Here is a 16390-nt window from a genome sequence, read left to right on the forward strand (position 1 = left end):
ACAGGCTAGCGGACAGATCAGATCGTGGCCGCGAGCCGGGTGCCTTGCTCTATCGCCCGTTTGGCGTCCAGCTCGGCCGCGACGTCCGCACCGCCGATGATGTGCGTCGTGGTACCCGCGGCCTTCAGCTCGTCGACCAGATCGCGAACCGACTCCTGGCCCGCGCAGATCACGATGGTGTCGACCTCGAGCAGACGCGCGCGCTCATGCTTCTCGCCGAACGAGATGTGCAGGCCCGCGTCGTCGATTCTCTCGTAGTTGACGCCTGAAAGCTGATGCACGCCTTTGGCTTTGAGGGCCGCGCGGTGAACCCAACCCGTCGTCTTGGCCAGCCCTGCGCCGATGCGTCCCGGCTTGCGCTGCAGCAGATATACCTCACGCGGTGACTGCGCGGGCACCGGTGTGGTCAACGCTCCTGGCGCGGCCTCGGGCTCGGTGACGCCCCACTCCTGCTTCCATTCCTTGAGGTCCAGCGTGGGGGAGGCGTCGGTGGTGAGGAACTCGGAGATGTCGATGCCGATTCCGCCGGCTCCGATGACCGCGACCCGATCACCGACTGGCTTGCCGTCCCGAACCAGTTCTGCATACGACAACACCGAGGGGTGTTCGATGCCGGGGATGCTCGGAATCCGGGGAGTGACGCCGGTAGCCAGCACCACCTCGTCGAACTCGCCGGCAATCAGCTCCGCGGCCGAGACTCGGCTGCCCAAGTGGACGGCGACGTCGGCGGTGCGGAGCGCGCTGGAGAAGTAGCGGATCGTCTCTGCGAATTCTTCCTTGCCGGGAATCAGCCGTGCGATACCGAACTGACCACCGATCTCGCTTCTGGCCTCGAACAGGCTGACCGCATGGCCGCGTTGTGCGAGATTGAGGGCTGCGGCCAAGCCTGCGGGCCCGGCTCCGACGACGGCGACCTTCTTCGTCTTCTTCGTCGGCAGCAATTGCAGGTCGATCTCGCGGCCCGCACGGGGGTTGACCAGGCACGAGACCTTCTTGTGGACGAAGGCGTGGTCGAGGCAGGCCTGATTGCAGGCAATGCAGGTGTTGATCTGGTCCGCGGAGTCGGTGGCTGCCTTCTGGACCCAGAACGGATCGGCCAGCATCGGCCTGGCCATCGCGATCAGCTGCGCGTCGCCGCGGGCGAGGATGTTCTCGGCGATCTCGGGCATGTTGATGCGGTTGGATGCCGCGACGGGAATGGCTACGTGCTTCTCGAGCTTGCCGGTGATGTCGGCAAACGCTGCTCGCGGAACCGAGGTGACGATGGTCGGCACCCGCGATTCGTGCCAGCCGATGTCGGTATTGATGATGTTCGCGCCCGCAGCCTCGACATCCTCCGCCAGGGCAACGATGTCGTTCCAGCTCTGGCCCTGTTCCACCAGGTCGGCCATCGACAGCCGGAACACGATGAGGAAGTCCGGGCCCACTGCAGCCCGCGTCTGTCGCACGATCTCCACGGCCATTCGGCGGCGATTCTCCGCCGAACCGCCCCACTCGTCACGCCGCTTGTTGGTGCGCTCGGAGAGGAACTGATTGATGAAATATCCCTCGCCGCCCATGATCTCGACGCCGTCGTATCCGGCGCTCTGCGCGAGCCGGGCGCAACGCACGAAGTTGCGGATCTGCCAGCGGACGCCCCTCGACGTCAACCGCCGCGGCCGAAAAGGATTGATGGGGGCCTTGATCGAGGAAGCCGACACGCTGAACGGTTGGTACGAGTAGCGACCGGCGTGCAGGATCTGCAGCGCGATCTTGCCACCCTCTCGGTGCACCGCCGCGGTGATCCGGCGGTGCCGGCGGGCCTCGAGACGGTTGGTCAGCTTGGCTCCGAACGGCAGGAGCCAACCGGTGCGATTGGGGGCGTAACCGCCGGTGACGATGAGGGCGACGCCGCCGCGGGCTCGCTCGGCGAAGTAGGCCGCCAGACGGCCGGTGTCGCGGGCGCGATCTTCGAGGCCGGTGTGAATCGAGCCCATGATCACCCGGTTCTTCAGCGTGGTCGCACCGACGTTCAACGGCGACAACAGAATCGGATAGGGGCCAACGGACTGCTCGGTCTTCACAGCTTCTCCAATACTTCGGTGCACCACTCGGTGAATCCTTCTTCGACGCGAATTCCGCCGCGCAGCACCAGGTATTGGTGCAACGCGGTGCCGGTGAGGGCAGCGGGGGCCGGAAAGTCCTGCTTCTCGATCAGTCGATAGACGTCGAGGCGGGTGGCATGAACATCGCGATGGCGGGCGACTTCGACCTTCAAAGCGTCGATGTCACCGTTCGCGGCACCGCGAATCTTGACGGCGAGTTCCTCGCGTAGCTGCGAGGGATCGGTAGGCGCGGCGATCCAGCGATCGAGCTCGGCGCGGCCCGCGGCGGCGACCGAGTAGACCTTCTTGTCGGGACGGCCGTCCTGTGCAACGGCCTCACCGGTGATCCACCCGGCCCCGTCCATCCGCGTCAGCGTCCGGTAGATCTGCTGATGCGTTGCGCTCCAGAAGAAGCCGATGGACTTGTCGAACCGTCGGGCGAGCTCGTACCCCGAGCCACTGAGCTCGGTGAGGGAAACCAGAATCGCGTGTTCCAAAGCCACAACCGAGAGTATGTATGCAACGTGGTGACTATGCAACTAGGTGCACCGAAGAATTCGGATTCCGCGGTCTAGTGTTGGCAACCATGGGAACCCAGCCGGAGGCCGCCGTCGTCGGAGTCGCAACCACTCGTAAACAGGTCACTGCCTGGGGATTCTGGGATTGGGGCTCGGCTGCGTTCAACGCCGTGATTCTCACGTTCGTGTTCTCGGTGTATCTCACCGATGCGGTCGGTGACGACCTGCCCGGCTCGATCTCGGCCACCACCTGGTTCAGCTGGTCCATCGCACTGTCGAGCGTCGTCATCGCGCTCCTCGCGCCGGTCTGCGGGCAGTACTTCGACGCGCGCGGCAAACGCCGATGGTTGCTGGGGGTGTTGACCGCACTGACCGTCGTGGCCATGGCCGGTCTGTTCTTCGTCCAGGACAACTATCACTATCTCTGGCTCGGTCTGTTGCTGCTCGGTCTCGGATCCATCATGTTCGAGTTGGCCAGCATCCCGTACAACTCGATGCTGCGGCAGGTCTCCACTCCGGAGAACATCGGTCGCGTATCCGGATTCGGTTGGGCGATGGGCTATTTCGGTGGGATCGTGCTGCTTCTCCTGTGCTACCTGGGCTTCATCGTCGGCGACGGCGACACTCGGGGTTTGCTGGGGTTGACCACCGACGGTGGCCTGAACATCAGACTCGTCGCCGTACTCGCGGCCGTATGGTTCGCGGTCTCGGCCATCCCGGTGATGTTCGCAGTTCCCGAAGTGCCCAGGGCCGTTGCCGATCCCACTGCTGCGCAGGCCGGGTTCGCGGAGTCCTATCGCGTTCTCTTTCGCGATGTGCGCGAGTTGTGGAGTGCAGACCGGCGCGCCGTCTACTACTTGATCGCCAGCGCACTGTTCCGTGACGGACTGGCAGGTGTCTTCACCTTCGGGGCCGTTCTCGCCGTCAGCGTCTACGGCATCGGCGCGGCGGACGTACTGCTGTTCGGCGTCGCCGCCAACGTCATCGCCGGCCTCGGTGCCATCGTCGCCGGCCGGTTCGACGACAGAATCGGACCCAAGAAGGTCATCGTCTTCTCGCTCACGTCCATGATCGCGGCCGGCACCATTCTGCTGTTCGTGTCGGGACCGACGATGTTCTGGATCTTCGGGCTGATCCTGTGCCTGTTCGTGGGGCCCGCACAATCCTCTGCGCGTACCTTCCTGGCCCGACTGGCACCTCCCGGGCGAGAAGGTCAGTTCTTCGGACTGTTCGCGACAACGGGTCGTGCCGCGTCGTTCCTCGCGCCGTCCCTGTTCGGCCTGTTCGTGTGGATGTTCGACGCCGACCGGGCAGGTATCGCCGGGCTGATCATCGTCCTTGCCGCCGGTCTGCTGGCATTGCTGAAGGTGCGGGCTCCGGAGCAGGTCTAAACGGAGTCGATACGGGCCAGGATCTCGGTCGTGAGTTCCCCGGGGGCTTCCTCGGGGATCCAATGCGAGATGCCGTCGAGTTCGACGAATCGGTACGGCGCGTCGACGAATTCGCCGCAGCGCTCGGCACCGGCTCGGCCGATGGCGGTGTCGCCGTTGCTCCAGACGTACGTGGTGGGGACGGTCACCGGAGGGAGGTTCGCGAACTCCCTGGTCATCGCGGCGTACCAACTCGATGCGGCCGTCAGTGCCCCGGGGACGGTGAGATGCCGAACGTACTCGTCGTCGAGGCTCTCGGCACCGAACATCGCGCGCAGACGCTGTGCGTCGTTCTCCACCAGAACTCGCTCGGCCTTCTCCGGCTTCCGGAGCAGGCCGAAGTACTGCGACCGCTCCTGCTGATCCGGATCCTCGCGGATGGCCCAGTTGAACGCCGCCGAATGCGGAACCGATGCCGCGGTGAGCGTGCGGACACGATCGGGGTGTTCGGCCGCCAGGTGCCAGGCGACCACCGCACCCCAGTCGTGTCCGACCAGATGCGCCGACGGTAGATCGAGCGCGTCGAGCAAACCGAGGATGTCACCGGTGAGCTGCTCGATGCGATAGTGCTCGACCCCGATCGGGCGGGCGCCGGGGGAGTATCCCCGCTGATTTGGCGCGATCACGCGGCAACCCGCGGCGACGAGTCCGGGTGTCACGCTCGTCCACGACGCGTTGGTTTGCGGAAAGCCGTGCAGCGCAACAACTGGAACTCCATCCGAGGGGCCCGCCATCGCAACTTCGAATACGTACGCGCCGACACTTACCTCGGACATGAACTTCCCTTCGTGGACGTGTTCTTCTCGAACGGTCAAGCCCGCCGTGGTTCCCATCGGCTCATCCCGAGCATGATCATGCGGATCTGCTTTTCGGTTCGCTCGATCAGATCCTTCTCGTTCTGACTACCCGGTCTGTCGATTTCCAACAGGCCGACCACCGCAGTGAGCATGGTCGAGACGAGCAGATCGGCGGTCATCTCCAGATCGGCGACGTCCCACTGTTCGAGACCGGGCATGCGGGAGAGATCGATGGTCAGCTCACTGACGAACAGTCGCAGCTCGGTGGCGAAGGCACGCCGAACCTCGGTGACGCCGCCGTACCGCTCGCGACTGAGAAAACGGAACTGATCCTCGTGGCTGCGAACCTGGCGGACCAGGATGCCGAAGGATTCGGTGGCCGTCTTGGCACTCGGGTTGCGGCGGGCATCGCGCAACATCTGCCGCAGCATGCGCATGCTGTCCTCGACGAGAGCGACGCCCAGATCCTCCATCGAGGCGAAGTGGCGGTAGAACGCAGTGGGAACGATGCCGGCCGATCGGGCGACCTCTCGCAGGCTGACACTGGCGAAGGATCGTTCTCGTAGCAGGTCGAGGGTGCCCTCGATGAGGGCTTGGCGCGTGCGCTCCTTGCGCTCGGCGCGGGTCCCCGGTTCTGTCACAACGTCCAGTTTATGGGCGCGCATTCTGTGACCTTCCTTCCGGTTCTACCCGGGCCCCCGTCGACGGCCGTTTTTGCTGTGTAACGACGGTCACATAAACGTTGACAGGTACCGGTGTCGCTCTGTCACACTCATGTTAGTGCACAATCGTTCACTGAATGGGTCGTTGGTTTCGATCCGGTTAGGGAGGATGGAATGACGCTTCAAGAACGTCCGTCGCGAACGTCGGGTTCGCGCAAGTTCTCGCTTCTTTCCCTGTTCGAGGCCATGGCCACACCCCACGCGCTCGATCGGTACCTCGAGCTCGTCGATCCTATGACGACGGTTCGCGACCTGCGCGGAGAAGTGACCGAGATACACCAGTCCACCGAAGACTCGTTGACGCTCACCATCCGCCCGACACGTCAGTGGAAGGGCTTCAAGGCGGGTCAATTCGTCCAGGTCGGTGTCGTCATCGACGGTGTTCGGCAGACGCGCTGTTACTCGCCCGCCTGCTCGCAGTACCGCAAGGACGGCCGGATCGAACTGACGATCAAGGCGCATCCCGAAGGCCTGGTGTCGCAGTACCTGCACAAGAACGCGCATGTCGGCCTCGTGGTCAGCCTGTCGCAGGCGGACGGCACGTTCGAGCTTCCCCAACCACGCCCGGCCAAGACGTTGCTGATCAGCGGTGGCAGCGGCATCACGCCGGTGTTGTCGATGCTCAGGTCGCTGCTGGACGAGGGGTACAGCAGCGACCTGACCTTCCTGCACTACGCGTTCACCGAGAACGACGTCGCGTACAAGAAGGACCTGGAGAAGATCGCCGCCGAGCACGAGAACGTGAACATCGTCTTCGCGTACACCGAGCAGAAGACGGGCGGCGACCTGTACGGGTTCTTCGGCCAGGAGCACCTCGATGCCGTGGCCCCGTGGTTCGCAGACGCGGACACGTTCCTGTGCGGCCCTCCCGGACTCATGAAGGGCGTGAGGTCCTTCTTCGACGACGCAGGCCTCGGCGAGCGACTGCACCTCGAGGAGTTCACGCCGTCGTTCGCCACCGTCGGCGACGACGTCACCGGAGTCACCACGTTCTCCGGGAGCGATGTGTCCTCGGAGAACGACGGCGAAACGCTGCTCGAGCAGGCAGAGGCCGCTGGTCTCTCGCCGGCCAACGGGTGCCGGATGGGAATCTGCTTCACCTGCACCTCGGTGAAGAAGTCCGGCTGCACCAAGAACATCAAAACCGGCGAGACCGACACCGAATCCGACAAGAAGATCCAGCTCTGCGTGTCCGTCGCCGTCGGCGACGTCGACATCGACATCTAGGTCCACCCAAAACATTTCGACACACAGACCATCTCGACCCGATCGAATTGGAGATCATCAGATGCTCGGAACGATTCTCTCGATCCTGCCCACCGCGGTCCTACCGTTTCGCCGCAACGAGACACTGCCGGACGCGCCGACCGTGCTGACCTACGAACAGGTCGAGGAGCTCGGCCGTGAGCTCGACGACCTGCGTGCCCGAACCGTCGCCAAGCTCGGCGACGAGGACCGCGAATACATCTACAAGATCATCAAAGCGCAGCGCGGCTTGGAGATCACCGGACGCGCGTTGATGTATCTGCCGTTCCTCCCACCGGCATGGCTCGCCGGTGTCGGTGCCCTCGGCGTTGCGAAGATCCTCGACAACATGGAGATCGGCCACAACGTCATGCACGGCCAGTACGACTGGATGCGCGAGCCCGGTCTGAACTCCGAGGTGTTCGAGTGGGACACCGTCTGCCCCGCAGACCAGTGGAAGCATTCGCACAACTACATGCACCACACCTTCACCAACATCGTCGGTATGGACCGCGACATCGGCTACGGCATCCTGCGGATGGACCAGGAACAGAAATGGAATCCGTACTACCTGGGCAACCCGGTGTATGCGTTCCTGTTGATGACGTTCTTCGAGTGGGGCGTCATGCTCCACGACCTCGAGACCGAGAACATCGTCGCGGGCAAGCGCAAGTGGCACGACGTCAAGCCGCTGCTGCAGGGCATGTGGCGCAAGGCGGGCAAGCAGGCGCTCAAGGACTACGTGATCTTCCCGGCGCTGACCGGACCGTTCTTCGCGTCCACCGTGGTCGGAAACGTTGCTGCGAACCTGATTCGCAACGTGTGGACCTACTCGATCATCTTCTGTGGCCACTTCCCGACCGGGGTCCAGACCTTCAGCCAGGAAGAGACCGCCGACGAGAGCCGCGGCGAGTGGTACGTGCGTCAGATGTTGGGATCGGCCAACATCGAGGGAACCCCGCTGTTCCACATCATGTCGGGCAACCTCTCGCACCAGATCGAGCACCACCTGTTCCCGGACCTGCCCGCGCACCGCTACCCGCAGATCGCGCCCGAGGTCAAGGCGCTGTGCGAGAAGTACGACCTGCCCTACAACACCGGCGGCTTCTTCCAACAGATCGGTTCCGTATGGGGCAAGATCTTCAAGCTCGCCCTGCCCAATTCGCTCACGGGGTCGGCAGCTCCGGCCAGTGTTATCGTCGAGCGTAAGAAGACCAGCGCAGCGTGACGACTTCGAAGGGGGCGGTCCTGTTGGTGGGAAAGTTCGAGCGCAACAAGGACACCGTGCAGGAGTTCACCGAATCTGCCGCCAATCACGTCGGCCGGATCGTGGTGATCATCACCGGAGCCGTCCGCGACGTCACCCGTGAAATCGGAGATCTGATCACCGATGGCATCGAAATGCGGGAAGCGGCGAAGAAAGCGGAGCGTGACGCCCCGCTGGGCACCGTGATCAACGGAGAGTTCGAGACTCGCGACCGTCGTTGAGGTAGAGCACTATCGACAAAGCCGCCCGAGTAATGCTCGGGCGGCTTCGTCGTATCTAGCGGCGGTGCAGTCTCCACAGTGACGTCGTCTCGCGCGAGCGGGCCTCGTGCAGCACATCGGAGGAATCGGTGACTCGCGAGTGCGTCGGTGTGGTGTCGCTACGGTCGACAACCACCAGCCCTGCCGCGTCGAAAGCCCCGAGAAGGTCTGCGCGCGTGACCAATCCGAGCAGTTCGGCGAGGTCGGACAGAACCAACCAAGCCTCGCCGTTCGGTGTCAGGTGCCCACCGAGGCGGCTCAGGAACGACTTGAGCATCCGCGAGCCCGGGTCGTAGACCGCGTGCTCGATGCCCGACGTCGGCTTCGTGGGAATCCAGGGCGGATTGCACACGATCAATCCCGCGCGCCCGGTCGGGAAGATGTCGGTCTGCACCACCTCGACTCGATCGGTGCAACCGAGTGCGTCGAAGTTCTCTCGTGCGCAGGCGACCGATCGCGGGTCCTTGTCGGTGGCGACCACCGAGCTCACGCCGCGGCGGGCGAGCACTGCAGCCAGAACGCCCGAGCCGGTACCGATGTCGAACGCGCGGTCCGTGGGAGGCAGTGGTGCGTCGGCGACGAGTTGGATGTACTCGCCGCGAATGGGGGAGAAGACCCCGTAGTGCGGGTGGATCGAGGCGTCGAGAGCCGGGACGAAGACGCCCTTGCGACGCCACTCGTGTGCACCGACCATGCCGAGGAGTTCGCGCAACGAGAGCACGCACGGCGCGGCGTCGGGGCCGATGGCCTCCGACACTGCGGCCTGGACATCCGGTGCCCGGCCGAGATCGAGGCGGGCACTCGAATCGAGTTCCACCAGAAGCATTCCGAGCACTCGAGCGCGGCGCGCCTGGTATTGGCGATGCAGATGGAACTGCTCGGCGGGCGACGCATCGGGCGCCCGTTTGGCGGGCGGAACCCGACGGGTCATCGCGGACAACAGTTGTCGCGCATTGTTGTAGTCACCGCGCCACAGCAGAGCGTCGCCTATCGTGGCGAGCTTGTAGGCCACGTCTGCGGTCGTCGAATCGTCGACGATGCGCACCACACGAGGCGCGGGAGCGCCGTTCTCCGACTGCCAGCGGGAGGTGCGTTCGGTACCGTCCTCGACCCAGGTGATGCTCATGTCGCGCTGTCGTTCACGCTGCAGTGTGCGGGTACTCCGCACTGCGATGTTGGAAGGCAAGGATATTGGGGTTGACGATGACGCCGCCCCGGATCTCGATCGATCGCTCGATGGTGGAATCGGCGCTCCACGCCGAGGGGCCGTCGAGCACGATCCGCAGGTACGGCAACAGCGATTCGCTGATCTCCCAGGTGGCCGAATTCCACAGATAGGACGGACTGTGGTCGACGGCGTAGTACCGCACGTTGTCGCCCACTGTGAACATGGGATCGGCGAACGACGTGGGCTTGGCCCACTCGAATCCCATACCCTCGTCGCAGGAGACGTCCACCACGAGGGTGCCCGGTGCGAGGGTGGGTAGGTCCTGGTTCGTCAGGAACGTCAATGGTGAATTGGTATCCTGTAGAACACAATTGACGATGACGTCATGGTCGGCCAGGAAGTGTGACAGTGGTACTCGGCCGTCCGGAGTGAGTGCTCGACTCTGGCGAGGGTCGGCGTCGTCGAGATCGAAATTGACGATGTTGGCCGAATGGATCGGTGAACTCACCGCAGTGACTCCGCGTTGGGTGAGAACGTCCACATCGTGAATGCCATGGGCGTTGAGTGCGGTGACCGCACCGCGAGCGGTGGCTCCGAAGCCGATGACCGCAGCACGCAACCGGCGGCCGTAGTCGCCGGTGGACCCGATCAGTTGCAGTGCATGCAGCACGGAGCAGTAGCCGGCCAACTCGTTGTTCTTGTGGAAGACATGCAGATTGAACGAACCCTCGTGGGTCCAGTGGTTCATGGCCTCGAATGCAATCAGTGTCAGCTTGCGATCGACGGCGATCTGCGTGAGCTTCTCGTCCTGCACACAGTGGGGCCAGCCCCACAGTGTCTGCCCAGGGCGCAACGATGCAAGATCCTCCGCCTGCGGCTTGGGCAGCAGAATCACATCGCACTCGGCGATGAGCTCCTCGCGTGTGCGAATGCCTGCCACTTGGCCGGCCAGGTGCTCGTCCGAAATTCCGAACGGTTCGCCGTAGCCGGATTCGACGAACATCCGGGCGAGGATATCGGCGTCGATTCGATCGAAATGCAGTGGATGAATCGGTAGTCGACGCTCATCGGGCTTGCGCGAACGTGAGAGGACTCCGAGAGTGAGCTGATGCACGTATGACCCTTCGTTACCTCCAAGTCAACCACAGCGAGCTGGGACGGATTACGTTCGCGCTGGTCAGGGCGTAGTCATCGTTCTCGAGTGAGCTCGGGTACCTCGGTTGCGATGACGGTACGCGCTGGAGCCGCACGCAACGTTGGGATGAAACCGGCCAGGACCAAAGACAGTACGGCGGCACCGGCCGCCACGCCCATCGTGACGTGGAAAGCCGCTTCCGACGGAATCTCCCGGCCGCCGGCACTGACGGTGAGCTGAGCCAGAATGACGCCGGCGACCGCGCTGGCGAACGATGTTCCGAGAGAACGCATCAGCGTGTTGAAGCTGTTGGCTGCCCCGGTTTCCGACGCCGGGACCGCGCCCATGATGAGTGCAGGCATCGCGCCGTACGCCAGCCCGATGCCTGCGCCGATCACCAACGAGATCAGGACCAGGAGCCAGACGGCACCGAGCGTGACAGCACCGACGAGGTAGCCGGCCGCGATCACCGCAGCACCCAACATCAGTGTCGTCTTCGGTCCGCGCGTAGTGGTGATGCGGGCCGACAGCGGCGCGACGAACATCATGACGATGCCCGAGGGGGCCATGACCAAACCCGCGGCGAGAATCGACTGGCCCAGTCCGTATCCGGTCTCGGTGGGCAGCTGCAGAACCTGAGGGAAGACCAGAGACATTGCGAACAAAGCGAATCCGATGGCGATCGAAGACAGGTTCGTGAACAGGATCTGGCGCCGCATGGTCACTCGGAGGTCGACGAGGGGTAGCGGTGTGCGTAGCTCCCACCAACCCCAGAACAGAAACGCAGCGAGGGAGAGCGCGAGCATCCCCATCGTCGTTCCGCTGGTCCAGCCCCAACTCGAACCCTTCGATATCGCGAGAAGCAACGACACGAGCGCGATCGACAGTGCTGCGGCACCGGGGAAGTCGAAGCTGCCCCCCGCTCGTACCGTCGATTCGGGGACGACAAGAACGACGAGAACGGTAACGACGACGCCGAGAGCGGCCGACGTCCAGAACAGGAAGTGCCAGTCGGCGTACTCCGCGATCAACGCGGCGGCCGGCAGGCCGAGCGCGCCGCCGACTCCGAGCGAGGCGCTCATGAGAGCGACGGAACCGGCGAGTTTCTCTCGGGGCAGGACGTCGCGCATCACGCTGATGCCGAGGGGGATGACACCCGATGCGAGACCCTGGAGCGCACGGCCGACGATGAGAGGAAGGACGGTGTCACTGAGCGCGCCGACAACGGAACCGAGGATGAGAAGTGCGAGTCCGACGAGGAGTAAGCGGCGTTTGCCGAACATGTCGCCGAGGCGCCCCATGACCGGAACGGCAACCGCGCCGGCCAGAAGCGTTGCCGTCACGACCCACGCGGTGTTCGCTGCGGAGGCGTTCAGCAGTGTCGGCAGCTGCGGAATGATCGGAATGACGAGTGTTTGCATCAATGCGACGACGATGCCGGCAAACGCGAGGACTGCAACAATCCCGTTGGTGCCGAGCGTTTTCGGTGCCGTGTCGTCGGGTGAAATTGCAGACATGCCGCTCCTCTGGTAATTGGTTGGTAAAGTATTTAAACCGGCTGACTTAAATAAGTTAAGTCATGTGATTGAACATGGCAAACGGAAGGGTGCACATGCACAGCGACGACACGCGCGAAGTGATCCTGGTGGCCGCCGAACGGCTGTTCGCCGAGCGTGGCGTGTTCACGGTGTCCAATCGTCAGGTCAGCGAGAGTGCAGGACAGCGGAACAGTTCGGCCGTCGGCTACCACTTCGGGACCAAGGACGACCTGGTACTGGCCATCGTCGAGAAACATGCGCGGCCTATCGAAGAGCGCCGCGTCCGGATGCTGACGGAGGTCGAGGGGTCTACCGATCTTCGTGACTGGGTGTCGTGCCTCGTCCTTCCCTACATCGAGCATCTCGCATCGATCGGTGAGTCCTCGTCCTACGCTCGGTTCAGTGCGCAGGTGATGACGGATCCGACACTGCGCGGCCTGGTCTACGAGACCGCACTGGAATCGCCTGCCCTACGAAGGATTCTGGAGGGAGTGCGGAGCTGCGTCGGCGATCTCCCGGAATCGGTGCGCAGGACGCGCGGAGACATGGTGAGGCAGCTGATGGTCCACATGAGCGCCGAGCGAGAGCGAAGCAACCCCCGCGAGTGGACGGGCTTCGGGACGGATCTGGTGGATGCCATGGTCGGGCTGTGGCGCGCGTCGGTCACCCAGTGACTTCGCTGGGATCGGTCGCGGCGAACCGAGTGCGATATGCATTTCGACTGGTCAGAGTGTGCCCCCGGCAGGATTCGAACCTGCGACCAAGGGATTAGAAGGCCCTTGCTCTATCCCCTGAGCTACGGAGGCTGGCACGTACGGGCGAACCCGCTCGAGCACGGTTGACGAGTGTACCTTTCCGTATACGTCGATCGCGCAGGCATGGGTTGGGCGACGGCTGTAGCGGGAAAGCAAAGGTCTCGGAAACGTTCCGAAGCATGTCGAAGGAGGTTCGATGCACGACATCCTCGACGACGCGATGAGCGCATGGAAGTCCGACGACATCGCAGCGGTGGCAACTGTGATCCGCACGTTCGATTCTGCACCGCGTCCGGCCGGAGCGGCCATGCTGGTCGGCGCGGACGGCACGGTTGCGGGGTCGGTGTCGGGCGGCTGCGTCGAAGGCTCGGTCTACGAACTCGCACAGGACGTCCTGCGCACCGGAACTCCGGTTCTCGCTCGATACGGAGTGTCCGACGACGATGCTTTTGCCGTCGGGCTCACCTGCGGCGGAACACTCGACGTCTTCGTCGAAGTGTTCTCCCGGCAGACGTTCCCCGAACTCGACTCGGTCGTGGCGGACGTGCGCAACAACATTCCCGTCGCGGTGGCGACCGTGGTGTCGCACACCGATCCGGAATGCGTCGGCCGGAGGTTGGTCGTCGGAGAGGCAGGCACCCGCGGTTCGATCGGCAGTGCGCGGGCCGACGCGGCCGTCGCGGACGACGCGAAAGGGCTTCTGGCATCGGGACGTTCGGCCGTCCTGACGTACGGTCCCGACGGTCAGCGACGAGGTGAGGGCATGGAGGTATTCGTGTCCAGCCATGCACCGCCGCCCCGAATGCTGGTGTTCGGGGCCATTGATTTCGCCGCTGCGGTGGCGCAGCAGGGCGTTTTTCTCGGTTACCGCGTCACCGTCTGCGACGCACGTGCAGTTTTCGCGACCCCGCAGCGGTTTCCCGCCGCCGAACAGGTCGTCGTCGCCTGGCCACACGACTACCTGGCTCAGCAGTGGTCGGCGGGGGAGTTGGACGAGCGGACTGTTGTCTGTGTGCTCACCCACGACCCCAAATTCGACGTGCCACTGCTCGAGGTCGCGTTGCGTCTGCCGAGCCTGGCTTTCGTCGGTGCGATGGGCTCACGCCGTACTCATGACGATCGCACGGCTCGGTTGCGGGCAACGGGGCTGACCGAGTCCGAACTCGCCCGATTGGCCAGCCCGATCGGTCTCGATCTCGGTGCCCGAACGCCTCAGGAGACTGCCGTGTCGATCGCGGCGGAGATCATCGCGCGCCGCTGGGGCGGCACAGGTGAACCGTTAAGGGCCCGACACGGTCGCATCCACCACGACGCTACCGAGGACGGGCGCGGGGGCAAGTACGACGCTGTGTAGGACTCGCCTTTCGAGTATCGCCGATCACCTCCTACTCTGGTGGTATGGCAACGCCGGATCTCGACAAGACCGAACCCTCGACCGCTGAACCCTCGGCGGGCGATACACGGACGGACGGGGAACCGCGGTCGGCCACCACGACGGTGTTCGTCACTGCCGGCGTCATCGCCGGTGTGGTGGCCGCCCTCATCGTCATGCTCTCCGCGTCCGACGCATTGGTGTTGCTCGGAATCCCGGACCCGGGCCCGGCCACCACCTACGGTCTGCCTGCTCTGCGGGCGATCGGCGAGATCGCGGCCGTCATCGCCATCGGATCCTTCTTGCTGGCAGCATTTCTGGTGCCGCCGCAGAAGAACGGCGTCCTCGATGTCGACGGCTACCGGGCGGTGCGCACCGGCTCGGTCGCATCCATCGTCTGGGCTGTGTGCTCGCTTCTCCTCGTGCCCCTGACGTTGTCCGACACCTCCGGCCAGCCGTTCACGGAGGCCATCAAGCCGGCGAACCTGTGGATCGCGCTCGATCAAGTCGAGATTGCCAGTGCGTGGCGTTGGACGGCGATCATGGCCGTGGTGTTGGCGATCTTCTCGCGCACGGTGTTGCGGTGGTCCTGGACCCCCGCGCTGCTCGGGTTCTCCCTCGCGACGCTGCTCCCGATCGCGTTGAGCGGCCACTCGTCGGCGGGCGGGTCTCACGATGTCGCGACCAACAGCCTGATCCTGCACCTGGGTGCTGCATCACTGTGGGCAGGCGGGCTGTTCGCGTTGCTGGCGCACGTACGCAGGGGCGGCGCGCACTCCGACGTCGCGGCGCGCCGGTTCTCCACCATCGCCGGCATCTGCTTCGTCGTCATGGGTATCAGCGGCGTCATCAACGCGCTGGTTCGGGTCTCGATCGCCGACCTGTTCACCACCACCTACGGCTTGTTGATCGTGGGGAAGATCGTCGCGCTGATCGTGCTCGGCGGATTCGGGTGGATGCAGCGTCGTCGGGCGCTGCCCGCGCTGGTCGCCGACCCCACTGCACGCGGACCGCTGCTTCGCTTCGCCGGGGCCGAGGTGCTCGTTCTCGCCGCGACCATCGGCCTGGCCGTCGGGCTCGGGCGCACACCTCCGCCGGCCGAGATCGATCCCAATCTCACACCCGCGGAGGCGGCACTCGGATACGACCTGAGCGGACCGCCCACGTTCGCACGGATGGCCTTCGACTGGCGCTTCGACCTGATCTTCGGCACCGCCGCGATCGTGATGGCCGTGGTGTACCTGATCGGCGTTCGTCGTCTGCGGCTGCGCGGCGACGCGTGGCCGGTGGGACGAACCGTCGCCTGGATTCTCGGCTGCCTCACGTTGCTGATCAGCACGTCCTCGGGAATCGGTCGCTATTCCACCGCGGTGTTCAGCGTGCACATGACCGGACACATGATGCTCTCGATGCTGGCACCTGTCCTCCTCGCGCTCGGCGGAGCACTGACGTTGGCGTTGCGAGTCCTGCCCGCAGCAGGCAAGGACGGTGTCCCCGGAATGCGCGAGTGGTTGCTGCTCGGCCTGCACAGTCGCATTTCGCAGTTCGTGACTCACCCACTCGTGGCGGCGTTGATCTTCGTCGGCGGCTTCTACGTGCTGTACCTCGGCGGGATATTCGGAGCCGTGCTGGACAGTCACGGCGCGCACCTGCTGATGAATCTGCACTTCGTACTCAGTGGTTACCTGTTCTACTGGACGGTCATCGGCGTCGATCCGTCGCCGCGCAAGATCGCGCCGGTCACGAAGCTGGCGGTCGTGTTCGGATCACTGCCGTTCCACGCGTTCTTCGGGGTGGCCCTGATGAGCATGAACACCGTGATGGGTGCCTGGTTCTACCGGACCCTCGGACTGGATTGGAATTCCGACCTGCTCGGAGATCAGAAGCTCGGCGGCGGTATCGCCTGGGCCACCGGCGAAGTTCCGCTGGTGCTTGTCATGTTGGCGCTGCTGATCCAGTGGTCTCGGAGCGACGACAGAGATGCCAGGCGCGGCGACCGCGCCGCCGAGCGCGATCACGACGCAGAATTGGCGGCCCACAATGCGATGTTCGCCGAGCTCGCCCGACGAGATCAGACGGGTGGACGCTGACCGAACCGG

General features: G+C 64.3%; 14 protein-coding genes and 1 tRNA gene. 7 read left to right on the plus strand and 8 right to left on the minus strand.

Going from position 1 to position 16390, the window contains the following annotated elements; translation table 11 throughout:
• Positions 1–17: 17 nt before the first annotated feature.
• On the minus strand, positions 18–2063 hold the full coding sequence (locus ACQR3T_RS18830) for an FAD-dependent oxidoreductase (protein ID WP_032379249.1): 2046 nt from the start codon (positions 2061–2063) through the stop codon (positions 18–20).
• Positions 2060–2587 (minus strand): PadR family transcriptional regulator, encoded by a 528-nt coding sequence (locus ACQR3T_RS18835; RefSeq protein WP_032379248.1) that lies wholly within the window; start codon positions 2585–2587, stop codon positions 2060–2062. The genes ACQR3T_RS18830 and ACQR3T_RS18835 overlap by 4 nt, the downstream gene beginning before the upstream one ends.
• Before the next feature lie 83 nt (positions 2588–2670).
• Between ACQR3T_RS18835 and ACQR3T_RS18840 the strand changes: the two genes are divergently transcribed.
• Positions 2671–3993: an MFS transporter gene (locus ACQR3T_RS18840; RefSeq protein ID WP_428694489.1), complete on the plus strand. Its 1323-nt coding sequence runs from the start codon at positions 2671–2673 to the stop codon at positions 3991–3993.
• Here the strand turns inward: ACQR3T_RS18840 and ACQR3T_RS18845 are convergent.
• Together ACQR3T_RS18845 and ACQR3T_RS18850 are read right to left on the minus strand one after the other, a co-directional pair.
• Positions 3990–4808, minus strand: coding sequence for an alpha/beta fold hydrolase (locus tag ACQR3T_RS18845; protein WP_094620108.1), 819 nt, complete (start codon positions 4806–4808; stop codon positions 3990–3992). The genes ACQR3T_RS18840 and ACQR3T_RS18845 overlap by 4 nt on opposite strands.
• A 35-nt stretch (positions 4809–4843) precedes the next feature.
• On the minus strand, positions 4844–5494 hold the full coding sequence (locus ACQR3T_RS18850; protein ID WP_230592413.1) for a TetR family transcriptional regulator: 651 nt from the start codon (positions 5492–5494) through the stop codon (positions 4844–4846).
• 171 nt (positions 5495–5665) lie between these two features.
• Between ACQR3T_RS18850 and ACQR3T_RS18855 the strand changes: the two genes are divergently transcribed.
• From ACQR3T_RS18855 to ACQR3T_RS18865, 3 genes are all read left to right on the plus strand, one after another.
• Positions 5666–6778: a ferredoxin reductase gene (locus tag ACQR3T_RS18855; RefSeq protein ID WP_032379246.1), complete on the plus strand. Its 1113-nt coding sequence runs from the start codon at positions 5666–5668 to the stop codon at positions 6776–6778.
• Between the two features lie 61 nt (positions 6779–6839).
• Positions 6840–8024 (plus strand): fatty acid desaturase family protein, encoded by a 1185-nt coding sequence (locus tag ACQR3T_RS18860; RefSeq protein ID WP_032379245.1) that lies wholly within the window; start codon positions 6840–6842, stop codon positions 8022–8024.
• Between the two features lie 23 nt (positions 8025–8047).
• On the plus strand, positions 8048–8284 hold the full coding sequence (locus tag ACQR3T_RS18865; protein ID WP_032379604.1) for a hypothetical protein: 237 nt from the start codon (positions 8048–8050) through the stop codon (positions 8282–8284).
• 55 nt (positions 8285–8339) lie between these two features.
• Here the strand turns inward: ACQR3T_RS18865 and ACQR3T_RS18870 are convergent, their stop codons facing one another.
• From ACQR3T_RS18870 to ACQR3T_RS18880, 3 genes are all read right to left on the minus strand, one after another.
• On the minus strand, positions 8340–9449 hold the full coding sequence (locus tag ACQR3T_RS18870; protein ID WP_428694490.1) for a methyltransferase: 1110 nt from the start codon (positions 9447–9449) through the stop codon (positions 8340–8342).
• 13 nt (positions 9450–9462) lie between these two features.
• Positions 9463–10605, minus strand: coding sequence for a N(5)-(carboxyethyl)ornithine synthase (locus tag ACQR3T_RS18875; protein WP_428694491.1), 1143 nt, complete (start codon positions 10603–10605; stop codon positions 9463–9465).
• 74 nt (positions 10606–10679) lie between these two features.
• Positions 10680–12143 carry an MFS transporter gene (locus ACQR3T_RS18880; RefSeq protein ID WP_428694492.1) on the minus strand — a complete coding sequence of 488 codons (1464 nt, stop codon included), beginning with the start codon at positions 12141–12143 and terminating at the stop codon, positions 10680–10682.
• Between the two features lie 95 nt (positions 12144–12238).
• Between ACQR3T_RS18880 and ACQR3T_RS18885 the strand changes: the two genes are divergently transcribed.
• Complete coding sequence (locus ACQR3T_RS18885) at positions 12239–12838, plus strand: TetR/AcrR family transcriptional regulator (protein WP_032379241.1); 600 nt, start codon at positions 12239–12241, stop codon at positions 12836–12838.
• Between the two features lie 59 nt (positions 12839–12897).
• Here ACQR3T_RS18885 and ACQR3T_RS18890 read toward each other — a convergent pair.
• A tRNA-Arg gene (locus tag ACQR3T_RS18890) sits at positions 12898–12970 on the minus strand.
• A gap of 145 nt (positions 12971–13115) precedes the next feature.
• Here ACQR3T_RS18890 and ACQR3T_RS18895 point away from each other — a divergent pair.
• Both ACQR3T_RS18895 and ACQR3T_RS18900 read left to right on the plus strand, forming a co-directional pair.
• A complete protein-coding gene (locus tag ACQR3T_RS18895) occupies positions 13116–14273 on the plus strand; it encodes an XdhC family protein (protein WP_428694493.1) in 1158 nt (385 codons plus the stop codon).
• Between the two features lie 44 nt (positions 14274–14317).
• On the plus strand, positions 14318–16381 hold the full coding sequence (locus tag ACQR3T_RS18900) for a cytochrome c oxidase assembly protein (RefSeq protein WP_428694494.1): 2064 nt from the start codon (positions 14318–14320) through the stop codon (positions 16379–16381).
• Positions 16382–16390 lie beyond the last annotated feature (9 nt).

The sequence above is a fragment of the Rhodococcus sp. IEGM1428 genome, assembly GCF_050321865.1.
Lineage (GTDB): Bacteria > Actinomycetota > Actinomycetes > Mycobacteriales > Mycobacteriaceae > Rhodococcoides.

Excerpts from the sequence above, each read along its gene's own strand:
- ACQR3T_RS18840 (WP_428694489.1), top strand. The coding sequence starts at position 2,671 with ATGGGAACCCAGCCGGAGGCCGCCGTCGTCGGAGTCGCAACCACTCGT.
- ACQR3T_RS18845 (WP_094620108.1), bottom strand. The coding sequence starts at position 4,808 with ATGTCCGAGGTAAGTGTCGGCGCGTACGTATTCGAAGTTGCGATGGCG.
- ACQR3T_RS18850 (WP_230592413.1), bottom strand. The coding sequence starts at position 5,494 with ATGCGCGCCCATAAACTGGACGTTGTGACAGAACCGGGGACCCGCGCC.
- ACQR3T_RS18855 (WP_032379246.1), top strand. The coding sequence starts at position 5,666 with ATGACGCTTCAAGAACGTCCGTCGCGAACGTCGGGTTCGCGCAAGTTC.
- ACQR3T_RS18860 (WP_032379245.1), top strand. The coding sequence starts at position 6,840 with ATGCTCGGAACGATTCTCTCGATCCTGCCCACCGCGGTCCTACCGTTT.
- ACQR3T_RS18870 (WP_428694490.1), bottom strand. The coding sequence starts at position 9,449 with ATGAGCATCACCTGGGTCGAGGACGGTACCGAACGCACCTCCCGCTGG.
- ACQR3T_RS18880 (WP_428694492.1), bottom strand. The coding sequence starts at position 12,143 with ATGTCTGCAATTTCACCCGACGACACGGCACCGAAAACGCTCGGCACC.
- ACQR3T_RS18885 (WP_032379241.1), top strand. The coding sequence starts at position 12,239 with ATGCACAGCGACGACACGCGCGAAGTGATCCTGGTGGCCGCCGAACGG.
- ACQR3T_RS18895 (WP_428694493.1), top strand. The coding sequence starts at position 13,116 with ATGCACGACATCCTCGACGACGCGATGAGCGCATGGAAGTCCGACGAC.
- ACQR3T_RS18900 (WP_428694494.1), top strand. The coding sequence starts at position 14,318 with ATGGCAACGCCGGATCTCGACAAGACCGAACCCTCGACCGCTGAACCC.